The sequence below is a fragment of the uncultured Meiothermus sp. genome (genome assembly GCF_937863175.1).
In the GTDB taxonomy this organism is placed as follows: domain Bacteria; phylum Deinococcota; class Deinococci; order Deinococcales; family Thermaceae; genus Meiothermus.
On the sequence record NZ_CALMCQ010000368.1, the window covers coordinates 1 to 12,238 of the forward strand.

A 12,238-nucleotide genomic window follows, 5' to 3' on the forward strand; every position below is an offset into this window, starting at 1 on the left:
GGCGGCAGGATACCCAAGCCCAGGAAACTCAAGGCTGCTTCGTAGAGCATCACATTCCCTACGCCAATCGAAGTCGAGACAATCAGCACCGGTACCGCTTGTGGCAGCAGATGCTTGAGCATGATGCGCCCGTCGCTGGCACCCAGGCTCTGGGCAGCGGTGACAAACTCCATGTTCTTGAAACGCAGTACCTCGCCGCGAATCAGCCGTGCAGTGCCCATCCAGCGGGTCAACCCCAGGGCTAGAATGAGCACCAGCGGCCCTCCGCCCCAGATGGCCACCACTGCCAGCAACAAGAAAAACACCGGAATCGAGAGCAGCCCATCGGTAAAGCGCATCAGAACGCGGTCTACCAGGCCACCGAAATAGCCCGCGACCAGTCCCACAATCGCACCAAACAGCACCGTCAGTACGGCTGCGCTCAAGCCCACTGCCAGCGAAACGCGCCCCCCGGCAATCAAACGGGCAAATACATCGCGTCCGTTTTCGTCGGTTCCCAGAAGATTTTTCGCGCTGGGGGGTGCGTAGGTATTGAGCAGATCAATCCGGTTGGGATTGGGCAAGGGTAGCAGCGGTTCAAAAATCACCAGGGCGGCGATCAGCACCAAAAACACGCAGCCAAACAGCGCCATGCGGTTGCGCGCCAACATTCGCCAAAAGATGCGCCAGAGGCTACGGTTCTTGGGTTTGGTGGTAGGGGTAACTGCAATCATCGGTAGTGTGTCCTCGGGGCGACATGCTCTAGTAGCGAATTCGGGGATCAATAATCGAGTAGAGCACGTCAATCAGCAGGTTGCTGAGAATCACCGCCGTCGAGATAAAGATGGTAATCCCCAGCACCAGCGGCGTATCACGGGCCACGGCAGCCGCTACTGCCATTGAGCCCATGCCCGGCCAGGCAAAGAGGGTTTCGGTAACAGCGGCGCCTCCAATCAAACGGGGCAGGAAGAGCCCGAAGATGGTCAGGATGGGGATCAGCGCGTTGCGCAATACGTGCTTGTTGTGCACCACCCGCTCGGCCAAGCCCTTGCTACGGGCGGTGCGGATATAGTCGAGGTTCATGATCTCGAGCCAGCTCGACCTTGTGTAGCGCATCAGCTCTGCGGTTGTTCCGGCGGCCAATACGATGGCGGGCATGACCAGGTAAGACAGCCGATCAGCAATATCGAATGACTTGCCGACAGTTTGCATACCGGCAGCTGGCAGCCAGCCCAACAGCACTGCAAACACGATGATTAGCAGAATACCCAACCAGAAACCCGGCGTAGCCAGCAGGACAAAGCTGATAAAACTCAACACCTGATCCAGCAGTGAGTTGGGAAAGCGGGCTGCAATCACCCCTGCACTAAACCCAACCACCACCGTAATCAGCAAGGCTGCTGCGCCCAATAAGAGGGTGGCGGATAGGCGCTCTAAGATCATGTCCAGCACAGGCCGGTTGAAAGTGAATGAACGGCCCAGATCCCCTTGCAGGATGTTGCTCATCCAGTTGAGGTACTGCATATAAAGGGGTTGGTCGAGCCCCAGATTGCGCTGGATGTTGGCCCGTACCTCAGGATCCATGTTGGGGTCGGCCAATAGGCCCAATCCGCCGGGAGCCAGACCTATTAAGAAGAAGGTGATGGTGACCACTACCAGCAGTACCAAAACACTGGCGGCAGCTTGTTTGACCAAGTACTGGAACACGGTGGCTTACTCCTGATAGAAGGGCTCTTGGCTTAGAAAGTTACTGTTCCAAGCCTGAGGTTGGGTGTTTGCTGGGTGTGCCCACGATAGAAATTTCGGTTACGGCCTTTACAAGATGCCTTTTGGGTTTTGCATCGGCATAGCTCTGGTATCAGGTCTCTGTGCGCGTATCAAAATTCCTTACATGGAGATATTTATTACACAAAATTCGTTCTGCAGAGCGCATACACAGACAAGCTGTAGCTTAAGATGCACTCCACAGAACAGCTTTGGTTAGTTACTACGCAGCCAGACCCGGTGGATGAAGGGCATGGCGTCCTTGATATTGGCTGCGGGGAAGCCCTGCAGGCGGGCGTTGGTGGCCAGGATGCGCTCCATGAAGTACAGCGGAATGTTGGGGAAGGTGGCGTAGAGTTCTTCCTGGATTTGCCGCATGAAATTGGCGTGTTGGGCGCGGTTGGGTGTAGAACGCATCTGGGCCAGCAGGTTGTCTACGCGTGGGTTGTTATAAAACTGCGAGTTGTTCTGTCCCACCGAGCTAAAGAGCCGTTGCATCCAGTCAATATTAGGCATCAGGAACTCGGCCAGACGGGTCTCGAAGGTGCCTTGCTGGGTTTCCTGTATCCAGCGCCCACCCCGCTCCGCCACATCGTAGGTGACTTTCATCCCGATGTCTTGGAAAAACTGTTGCAATATAAGGCCAATCTGCTCGCGCTGGGTATTGCCCCGGTCTACCAGAATCTTGAACTCAAAGGGCTTGCCATCTTTCTCCAGAATGCCCTGGGCATTGGGTCGCCAGCCTGCTTCAGCCATCAGTTGACGGGCCCGTTGGGGATTAAATTCGCGGAATTGGATGTTGGGGCGTGGAATCCAGGTCACGGCTTTGGGTACAAAAGCATCATCCACATAGCCGAAACCTGGGGTCACGGTCTGGAGCAGTCTGCGGCGATCTATGGCGTGAACCATGGCCTCGCGTACTCTGAGATCCTGGAAGAGCGGATTTTTGAGGTTCCAGGCAAAAATCTGGTAGCGCAAGGTATCGAAGTTGGTAGTTTTGACCCGGGGATTACCCTGTACAGCGCGAATCTGGGTGGGCTCCATCTCGATCCAGTCGAGTTGGCCTGCCAGTACCTGGGTTACGCGGGTATTGCCATCGGGTACTACGCGGAATACCAGTCCGTCGAGGTAGGGGCGGCCAAGGAAGAACTGTGGGTTGGCTTCTAGCTCGAAGAACTGCCCCGGCACCGCACGCTTCATCTTAAAAGGTCCGCTTCCGATGGGGGTGCGGCTGTTGTACTCGGTTGCATCGCGAAGTCGGCGGAACTGGCTGAAGATGTGGCGCGGCAGAATTTCGCTGCCACCCAGTGAGAGACGATCGTCGAGGAAGGCATCGGGCTGGGTGAGGAAGATTCGTACCGCATAAGGGCCAATGGTACGAATCTCGCGTACACGACGGAAATCGGGGAGATTGTTGGCACCCTCCTCAGGGTCACGAATCTTGTCGAAAGTGAACTTGACATCTTCGGAGGTGACCGGCCTGCCATCGTGCCAGAAGGCATTGCGACGGATGTAAAAAGTCCACTCGGTGAGATTGGCATTGGTTTCCCAGCGTTCGGCCAGGTAGGGCTCGAGCTGGTTGGTATAGGGGTTAACCACCGTGAGTGGGCTGAACATGGTCCAGTTGATGATGTTTGAAGCCAATTCGGCAGGGAGCACCGGGTTTAGCGAGCCCGGCGTGGTTTGCAGGGCAATCTGTACGGTTCCTCCCCGTTGAGGCTGCTCGGCTTGTTGTGCTTGAGCCAGGCCCCCCAGAGAAAGCGCCAAACTTACCAACACCGCTAGTTGTTTCCTCATACCAAACTCCTTGTGCTGAACCAGAGTCCTCGAGCTTAAGGTGTAACCAGAGGGCATATGCCCAAAAAGTGTTTGGTTGTACCAGTACAGTTAGTATCATATGTAGTTTGCAGGGCATGTGTCAATACCTTGGCGGATTTGAACGCAGCCCAACCTGGCATTATCTCCGTTGCCATCCACGAAGGAATCTAGCATGAAAGAATTGGTACAAGAACGATTTTATTGAACAGCAGTGTTTTCTTAAATAAATGCCCAGCAAGTCGAAATGGTTACTACCTAAAAGTACTTATATCTCAATCCCGGGCTTGACAATCAAGGGCGGGTGGCCTACACTTCAACTGTACCAGTACAGCAATACAGCTTATGCGGGTAGAGTTCACTGGAAACCCCAGCGACTTATGGAGGCTAAAAAATGGCCATTGTACGGGTTGAAATCGCTAAACGTCCACAAGAACAGCGTGATGCTATCATCGCTGGCATCACCGAAGTGCTGGTGCAGAATGGAGCCAAACGCGAAGGGGTACAAGTGTTGCTGTATGAGTTGGAAATGACTTGTTGGGGCCGTGGGGGGGTGACCTTCGACAAGATCAAGAAGCAGCAGGAAGCCGAGGCTGCAGCTCTAGTTAAAGATGAAAAGAAACCAAGTAAACGTAAGTAAAGCCCTACCCACAGCCTGGTAGTATTGTGGATTTGGATCTATGGAGCTGCCTCTGCTCGTAACTGAAAACGAAGGTATGCCCATCTACCTTCAAATTTTCCACCAGCTTCGGCATTTGATCATTAGCCGGCGCCTGCCCGAGGGTTCGCAGTTGCCCTCGGTGCGGCAACTCTCCAAACAACTGGGAGTTAATGCAGGAACAGTAGTGCAGGCCTACCGCGAACTGCGCACCCAGGGTTTTGTGGATGCCCAGCAGGGGCGGGGCAACTATGTAAGGCGGCTTTCCGCGCCTGCTGAGGACTTTGCCCTGCGACAAGCCTTGTTGGACGATGCCCTGGCCAAAGCCCTCGAGCGCTCGAGGGCTTTGGGTTTTGATATAGCTACTGTTCGGCAGCACTTTAACATGTTCCTGGCTACGCAGGGCGGCCCCATTCCAGTCTTGTTTCTCTCCATCAATCGCCCCCATGCTGAAAAATACGCCGCTGTGTTGAGTAAGCACTTTGCCGAGTCGGGTATCGAGGTCTTGCCGTATACGCTCGATGACCTCGAGCGCAAAAAGCCCGATTTGCTAAGGGCCTTTGAGCGTGCTTACTATGCGATTTCCTTCGTGACCTTTGTGCCCAGAGTGCAAAAAGCGCTCCTCGATCAGGGCATTCCCAGCACAGTGCTGGGCATTACCGCGGAAATCACTCAATCCACTCTGGAAGGGCTGCACGATCTGCCACCCTACAAGCGTTATGCGATCGTCACCGAGGAGCGCAACATCAATAGTTTTCTGGGCTATGTTCGCCAGCACACTGCCATTGACTACAAGACGGTGCGCTTGTTTTTGCCGGGCCAAACCGATCTACTCAAACGGGCCTTGCCTGACCTCGATACCGTGATTTACTCGTTTGGGGTACGCGAGGCTATCGAGCAGTGCCGGGTTCCCAAGGCCAAGCAACTCGAGCTGGAGTTCAACATCACCATGGACTCCCTCAGGCATTTACGTAAGGTGTTGGAACCTATGATGTCGGCGGTGCCGGTCTAAGTATCTCCACCTCAGAAATCTACGTTGCGATCCAGCGCTGGGTTCTATTGCGCACTTCACAGACCTTGCCGCCCGTCCGGGCCGCAACGGTCTTGTTTGGGACAGAGGATTCTTTACCCTGGAGGGCTCAATCTTTGTGAAGGGCGCTCTAAGATACGCCCGGGCAAGTCCAGATGCAGATCCGGTACAACCAAAACCGCACAATTCAATCGTAGGCGCACTTAGAACGGCTGATGGAAAAGGGCAGCATTCCCGAAGGGTTCATAGTATGCCACCCCTCGCACGGCAAGACGAAGAAAACATCTTCATGAAGCGTGCTCTAGAATCAATCGTATGCAAGTACCTATGTCTGCTTCTCCCTTGCGCCGCTCGTTGCAGTGGGGCTTGCTGGGGCTGGCCCTGATTGCTGTTGGCCTCCTGCTGGCTCAGCCCCTCACTCCCGAGGGCCGCTTTGCCCTACAGATGATTCCCCACCATGCCCAGGCGGTAGAGCTGGCCGGTATTTTAGAGCCTCGAGCTGCCGACGAAAACCTGCGTTATTTTGCCCAGGATGTGGCCCAGACCCAGCAGGCCCAGATTGCCCAGATGCGCGGCTGGCTACCGCTGTGGCGGCAACTGACCATTGGCTTTGAGCGCCCCAGCCCCCAGGCCGCTACCGCTATGGGAATGGCCTCTCAGCAAGAAATCGCCGAGTTGCTGATTTTGCAGGGTCGTGCTGCCGAGACCAAATTCCTGCAACTGATGATCCGCCACCACCAGGGCGCCCTGCCCATGATCGAGCAAGGGCTGACCGAGGTGAAAACCCAGGGCCTCCCTCGCCGCCTGATTGAGGCTATGGGCAAGAGCCAGGCTGGCGAGATTGGTTCGATGGAACGATGGCTACAAGAGCGCGGCGGACAGAAACTGCCTTTTGATCCCAGTGCTATGCCCATACATGGGCATTAGTATGGTTCGACGGGATCTTTTCCGATGTTGAAAACCGCTACTCGGCTGCCTTTCGGTTGTGTAAGCCTGTGCGCATGATGTAGTAACCACCCCGAGGAGAATTCAGGGTTCGCCCCATAACTTTCGCCCCTTCCTCGCCAGGGACAAATGTCCTTATGGTGTATCCTGTCTGGTTCTGGCAGAATAATGCCCATATCCCGAGGGGGAACATTCACTCATGACAAACCAACGTTTTACTTTCTTCGCCTGGGGCGCAGTTGTTTTTACACTGGCGGTCATCCTCTGGGGTGATGTTGTACAGGCCACGGGTTCTGGAGATGGCTGTGGAGCCTACTGGCCTACCTGCAAAGGGGAGATTCTTCCGACATTTGTGGGCTACGAGACCTTTATCGAATATTTCCACCGAGTAACCAGCGGTATGGCGCTCCTGATGGCGCTTGGGCTCCTGGTCTGGTCGCGCCGGATCTTCCCGAAAGGGCATCTTGCCCGACTGGGCATGGGCCTCACAATGTTCTTCATGATTACCGAGAGTTTGTTGGGTGCAGGGCTGGTTTTGTTCAGGCTGGTGGGGGAGGATGCCAGCATCGCCAGGGCGGTTGTAGCCCCCATTCACCTGATCAATACCCTGTTTCTGATTGGCTTCATGGCCCTGGGAGCCTGGTGGTCAAGCCACCCCCTGCACCGCCCGGTCTGGTCGGGCCAGGGTGTGGTCTCCTGGGCGCTGGCCCTGGGATTTGTGGGCATACTACTGGTTGCAGCGTCGGGTGCTTTGACCTCTTTGGGGGATGCCCTATTTCCGGTGGCTGGCTCGGCAGAAGCGGTGAGCCGTGCCCTTACCCCTGGGGAGCATTTTCTGGTGCAGCTCCGCATCTACCATCCATTTCTCGCCGTCTTAACCAGTGTTTTTTTGTTAGCTGTGGCAGTGGTGGTGGCCCGGCTTCGACCCAGCAAATACACCGGATTAATCGCGCTGGTTGCCGGGGTAACGATAGGGTTGCAGATTGTGGTGGGGTTCGCTAACGTGTGGCAAGGAGCGCCGCTCTATACCCAGTTGCCCCATCTTCTACTTTCCGATGTGCTGTGGATAGGCTGGTTGTTGCTCACGGTCTCAGCCCTGAGTCTGGGGCATCGAGCAGAGCCTCGAGCGGTTGCGGTCTCTGGGGCAAGGTAAACTGTTATGGTGGTTTCTGCCGTTGATTCCGATCGTGCAACCTGGCTAGATTACTTCTGGCTAACCAAGCCCAGGGTGATTAGTTTGCTGCTATTCACAGCAATCATGGCCATGTTTATTGCAGCTGGAGGCTGGCCCGGCTTTGGCCTATTTACGGTGGTTCTGGTGGGAGGCTACATGGTGGCTGGCTCGGCCAACGCCCTTAACATGGTCATTGACCGCGACATAGATGCCCGTATGAAGCGTACGGCTCAGCGCCCCACCGTTACCGATAAGATCAGCTCTCGGGACGCCACGGTATTCGCTTTGGTGCTGATGGCAGCATCCTTCGCGATCCTGTGGTGGGGAGCCAATCTGATCGCTGCTCTGATGGCGGTGGCAGGGCTGGTCTGGTATGTGCTGATCTATACCCTGTACATGAAGCGCCGCTTCTGGAGCAATATTGTGATTGGTGGGGCCGCCGGGGCTTTTCCGCCTCTGGTGGGCTGGACAGCCGTAACCGGGGATTTGAGTCTGTTTGCCTGGTATTTGTTTTTGATTATTTTCTTCTGGACGCCGGTACATTTCTGGGCGCTTGCACTCTTGATCAAAGACGATTATGCGGCAGTGGGCATTCCCATGCTGCCGGTGGTGCGGGGGGAGCGCGAAACCGCCCTCCAGATCTGCCTATATGCCATCCTGACGGCTATAGTTGCCCTGATTCCGGTGCTAATGGGAGAACTGCGCTGGTTTTACCTGGTGTCGGCGTTGCTACTCAATGGCCTGTTACTGATGCGCAGCTTGCGGTTGTACCAGACTTTGGAGCGTGGCTGGACACTTTCGCTATACAAGTATTCGATGCTGTATCTAGCCCTGCTCTTTGTTGCCATGGCAGTAGATAGGGCAGTGTGGATGCGGGTGTCCTGAGCGCTGACCGGGCCTGTGCTGAAAGAGAAAGTGTCTACCCTGGACTGCCCGGCGAGATAGGGTGTTGCTTTATGAGCGGCCAGGATACGCCCCTCCACCGGGTTTTAATGTTTTAGAAAGCGAGACTACCTAGACTGCTTCCAGTATTTTACCGTTAGAATAGCCAAAGTAAGTACAAGGGAGGATGTACGAATGCTGCAACGAAGTATAGGTTTGATCCTTCTGTTCATGCTGGGATTGGTTCTGGCTGCCGAACCAGGTCAGGCGGGGGGCTATACCCTAAACATCTGGAACACGCAAGCCTCGGCATACAATCGCGAAGTGGTGGGTCTGATGACCTGGGTGCTGGCTTTTGCCGCCCTGGTGTTTGTTGGTGTAACCGGCGCCCTGGTCTATGTGACCGTCAAGTTTCGCCGCACCGGCAGGGAAACCAGCGAGCCCGAGCAGACCCACGGCAACGACCGCCTCGAGGTTATCTGGACGGTCATTCCCACTGTAATTGTGCTGGTGATCTTTGGTCTAACCGCCCAGAGCATGTTCAAGCTGGATCGCCCTCCAGCAGGTGCAATGGTGGTGGAGGTGCGGGCCTGGCAGTTCTGGTGGGATTTTGTTTATAAAGAGACGGGGGTGCGAACCTCCAGCGAGCTAATTCTTCCGGTTGGAAGGCCGGTTACCTTTGAAATTACCAGTGGAACCAGGGAATTCCCAGAGGTGATTCACTCATTCCGGATCACCAGTATGGTGGGTACCGTGGATGCTATACCCGGGGTGGTCACGCGTCTTTCGGTTACGCCGGAGAAAATCGGCAGCTACTACGGACAGTGTGTAGAGCTTTGCGGGGCATCGCACTCCAACATGCGCTTCCGGGTCAAGGTGGTCTCGCAAGAAGACTTCGACCGATGGATCGCCGGGGCGGCTGCTTATCAGGCTGTCGCTCCAACCGATCCTGCCCTGGTGCGGGGTGAAGGGTTGTTCAGACAGCAGTGCGCGGCCTGCCACACCATCCGGGGAGTTTCGGAAGGCACCATCAACAACCCCGACCTTACCTTTTTTGGCAACCGTACCACGGTGGGGTCAGGGATGTGGCCGAACAGGCCCGAGTATCTCGAGCCCTGGATCAAAAATTCCCCCGGTATGAAGCCCGGGGTCAAAATGCCAGCCTTTCCCAACCTTTCCGATGACGATGTAAAGGCTATCGCGGCCTACATGATGAGCCACCGGGTAGATGGCCTCGACTTCAGCAAGCTGGAGAAATACTGACGGGAGGTTTGAGTAGATATGGCAGTAGCAACTCCACAAAGTACTTCCCGCCTGGGTTTCTGGGCTTCGGTCTGGGATTTGCTGATCACCAGCGACCATAAAAAAGTCGGGATGATCTACCTGGTCACTTCTTTTGTAGCCTTTGGGCTTTCCGGCCTGATGGCCGTGGCGATTCGCTGGCAGCTGGCAGGCCCCGAGCAGCAGTTTCTGGTGGGGGAAGCCTACAACCAGATGCTCACCCTGCACGGGGCCACTATGCTCTTTTTCTTCATCATCCCGGCGGGGCTGGCGGGGCTGGGCAACTTTCTGTTGCCGTTGATGCTGGGCGAACGAGATGTGGCTCTGCCGAGGATCAACGCTTTTGCGGCCTGGCTGTTTGTGTTCTCTGCGGTACTGATTTACGCATCCCTCTTTTTTGGCGGCGCGCCAGATGTGGGGTGGACTTTCTACTACCCTTTCTCGCGTACTACCGGCCTTGGCACCGATTTCTTCATGATGGGGGTTTTGTTGCTGGGGTTGTCGAGTCTGCTGGGTTCGGCTAACTTTGCTGCGACCGTTTATAACCTGCGTACCAAAGGAATGGGCCTGTGGAAGATGCCCATCTTCGTGTGGGGCATCTTTGCCACTTCCATGCTCTCCTTGTTCGCCCTGGCGGGCATCACTGCCGCCAGCCTCACGGTCTTACTCTCGCGCAAGCTGGGCCTGACCCTGTTTGACCCGGCTATCGGGGGCGACCCGGTGCTGTTCCAGCAGTTCTTCTGGTTCTACTCGCACCCGGCGGTTTACATCATGCTCCTGCCTTATCTGGGCATCGCAGCCGAAATCGCCTCTACTTTCTCGCGAAAGCCGGTGTTTGGCTACCGCTTTATGGTGTTTGCCCTGGTGGGTATTGCGGTGGTGGGATTCCTGGTCTGGGCGCACCACATGTTTACCGTGGGCGAGAGCCTGCTGTTCCAGATGGTCTTCGTGTTTTTTACGGTGCTGGTAGCGGTGCCTACCGGGGTGAAGATATTCAACCTCCTGGGAACTTTGTGGGGCGGGCAGCTCGATTTCAAGACCCCACTCCTTTTCGTGATGGGCTTCCTGTTCAACTTCCTGCTGGGCGGTATTACCGGCGTGATGCTGGCAGTGGCCCCCTTCACTTACCAGGTACACGACAGCTACTTTGTGGTAGCCCACTTCCACAACGTGCTGATGGCGGGGTCGGGTTTCCTGGCCTTCGCGGGCCTGTACTACTGGTGGCCCAAAATTACCGGGCGAATGTACCCGGAGTTCTGGGGAAAGCTGCACTTCTGGCTCTTCCTGGTGGGGTACCTGATTACCTTCCTGCCGCAGTACGTGCTGGGTTTCCTGGGGATGCCGCGCCGCTACTACACCTACCCTGACGGTCTTTACCTCTGGAACGATATGAACCTGGCTTCCACGGTGGGTGCAGTGATTCTGGCCCTGGGTGGTATGGCCTGGGTAGTGGCCGTGATTGAAAGTTTCCGCCAGAACATCAAGGCCCCCGACAACCCCTGGGGTGGTCACACCCTCGAGTGGGCCACTTCTTCTCCGCCCCCTTCCTACAACTTTGCCGTGCAATTCCCCACTGTCTTCAAGTCGGAGCGTCCGCTCTACGACTGGGAAAAGGAAGGTCTGAAGCCTACCCCGGTAGATCCTGCAACCATCCATCTACCGGCACCTACGGTCTGGCCGTTCATGACGGCGGTAGGACTGCTGATTGCGGGCATAGGGGTCTCGCTGGCCCCCGACCTGGGCAATGCCCCGGTGGGCGGGGTAGCAGGCTGGGGCGGCTGGCTGGCGGTGGGCCTGGTGGTCTTCTTCTATAGCCTGTTCAAGTGGGCCTTGCGCAAGGAGTACGACCATCCGGTGGTACACCACACCGTCACGGGCAAGTCGAACGCCTGGGTCGGGATGGCCTGGTTTATCGTCTCGGAGATTGCCCTCTTCGGTATCCTGATCGCGGGTTACTTCTACCTGCGGCTCGTTGGGGCTGCCACACCACCAGAGGAACACCGTCCAGCCTTGTGGCTGGCAATTTTCAACACCTTTTTTCTGGTGGCAAGCTCGTTCGTGGTGCACTATGCCCACCACGACCTGCGCACTAACAAATTCTCTCCCTTCAAGCTCGGCATGCTCATCAGCATCATGCTGGGTGCGGTGTTTTTTCTCCTGCAAATTTACGAGTTCGCTATCCTCTTTAGCCACCACAGTTATCAGGAGCAACTATGGGTGGCAGCCTTTGTGATTATTGTGGGCCTGCACGGCGCACACGTACTTATTGGTGGCACCGGGCTGGCGTTGGTCTACGCCCAGGGCCTGGCGGGCAAGATTGACAACCACGAACAGGGAACCCTCGAGGGTTCCTCGATGTACTGGCACCTGGTAGATGCGGTCTGGCTGTTCATCGTGGTTATCTTCTACATCTGGTGACGCAGTTGCAGATCCAATGGGTCGGTGGTTTCTGCCGACCCATTGCTTTTTGCACCGACTGCCCTCCGCTATAGACATCCTTGGGTGATTTGCCTATAATCTCAAAGGCTTGAAGGGTACGGAAGTACTACAGGTATAACCGGGGACCGCTAGCTCAGTTGGTAGAGCAACCGACTTTTAATCGGTTGGTCACAGGTTCAAGTCCTGTGCGGTCCACCACCCCTGCCCCCGGTGCAGTCCCGGGGGCTTGGCTTTACGAACCGGCGGGCCTGTGCTACCCTAGATCGGAAGA

General features: G+C 56.0%; 8 protein-coding genes, 1 tRNA gene and 1 pseudogene. 7 read left to right on the forward strand and 3 right to left on the reverse strand.

Annotation, left to right across the window (positions count from 1 at the left end):
• The 3 genes from Q0288_RS13705 to Q0288_RS13715 form a co-directional block, all read right to left on the reverse strand.
• Nucleotides 1-713: ABC transporter permease (locus tag Q0288_RS13705; protein ID WP_299431393.1), on the reverse strand; the 713-nt coding region annotated here is incomplete at its 3' end.
• A gap of 28 nt (nucleotides 714-741) precedes the next feature.
• Nucleotides 742-1,686, reverse strand: a complete 945-nt coding sequence (locus Q0288_RS13710; RefSeq protein WP_299431397.1) for an ABC transporter permease — start codon at nucleotides 1,684-1,686, stop codon at nucleotides 742-744.
• A gap of 273 nt (nucleotides 1,687-1,959) precedes the next feature.
• On the reverse strand, nucleotides 1,960-3,540 hold the full coding sequence (locus Q0288_RS13715) for an ABC transporter substrate-binding protein (RefSeq protein ID WP_299431400.1): 1,581 nt from the start codon (nucleotides 3,538-3,540) through the stop codon (nucleotides 1,960-1,962).
• A gap of 412 nt (nucleotides 3,541-3,952) precedes the next feature.
• Between Q0288_RS13715 and Q0288_RS13720 the strand changes: the two genes are divergently transcribed.
• The 7 genes and pseudogenes from Q0288_RS13720 (at nucleotide 3,953) to Q0288_RS13750 (ending at nucleotide 12,165) form a co-directional block, all read left to right on the forward strand.
• On the forward strand, nucleotides 3,953-4,198 hold the full coding sequence (locus Q0288_RS13720; RefSeq protein ID WP_299431403.1) for a tautomerase family protein: 246 nt from the start codon (nucleotides 3,953-3,955) through the stop codon (nucleotides 4,196-4,198).
• A gap of 76 nt (nucleotides 4,199-4,274) precedes the next feature.
• Nucleotides 4,275-5,228, forward strand: a complete 954-nt coding sequence (locus tag Q0288_RS13725) for a GntR family transcriptional regulator (RefSeq protein WP_299431406.1) — start codon at nucleotides 4,275-4,277, stop codon at nucleotides 5,226-5,228.
• A gap of 333 nt (nucleotides 5,229-5,561) precedes the next feature.
• Entirely contained in the window at nucleotides 5,562-6,173 is a 612-nt protein-coding gene (locus Q0288_RS13730; protein ID WP_299431409.1) for a DUF305 domain-containing protein, read from the forward strand.
• A 217-nt stretch (nucleotides 6,174-6,390) separates the two neighbouring features.
• Nucleotides 6,391-8,250, forward strand: a pseudogene (locus Q0288_RS13735) (heme o synthase).
• Nucleotides 8,251-8,478: 228 nt separating this feature from the next.
• Nucleotides 8,479-9,510 carry a cytochrome c oxidase subunit II gene (coxB, locus tag Q0288_RS13740; RefSeq protein ID WP_366914771.1) on the forward strand — a complete coding sequence of 344 codons (1,032 nt, stop codon included), beginning with the start codon at nucleotides 8,479-8,481 and terminating at the stop codon, nucleotides 9,508-9,510.
• 18 nt (nucleotides 9,511-9,528) lie between these two features.
• Complete coding sequence (locus Q0288_RS13745; protein ID WP_299431415.1) at nucleotides 9,529-11,946, forward strand: cbb3-type cytochrome c oxidase subunit I; 2,418 nt, start codon at nucleotides 9,529-9,531, stop codon at nucleotides 11,944-11,946.
• Nucleotides 11,947-12,089: 143 nt separating this feature from the next.
• Nucleotides 12,090-12,165 (forward strand) — tRNA-Lys (locus tag Q0288_RS13750).
• The last annotated feature ends 73 nt before the right edge of the window (nucleotides 12,166-12,238 follow it).

What these genes read in the sequence shown, in the direction of transcription:
- Q0288_RS13725 (WP_299431406.1), top strand. Translation starts at nt 4,275, where the DNA reads ATGCCCATCTACCTTCAAATTTTCCACCAGCTTCGGCATTTGATCATT.
- Q0288_RS13715 (WP_299431400.1), bottom strand. Translation starts at nt 3,540, where the DNA reads ATGAGGAAACAACTAGCGGTGTTGGTAAGTTTGGCGCTTTCTCTGGGG.
- Q0288_RS13730 (WP_299431409.1), top strand. Translation starts at nt 5,562, where the DNA reads ATGCAAGTACCTATGTCTGCTTCTCCCTTGCGCCGCTCGTTGCAGTGG.
- Q0288_RS13745 (WP_299431415.1), top strand. Translation starts at nt 9,529, where the DNA reads ATGGCAGTAGCAACTCCACAAAGTACTTCCCGCCTGGGTTTCTGGGCT.
- Q0288_RS13720 (WP_299431403.1), top strand. Translation starts at nt 3,953, where the DNA reads ATGGCCATTGTACGGGTTGAAATCGCTAAACGTCCACAAGAACAGCGT.
- coxB (WP_366914771.1), top strand. Translation starts at nt 8,479, where the DNA reads ATGCTGGGATTGGTTCTGGCTGCCGAACCAGGTCAGGCGGGGGGCTAT.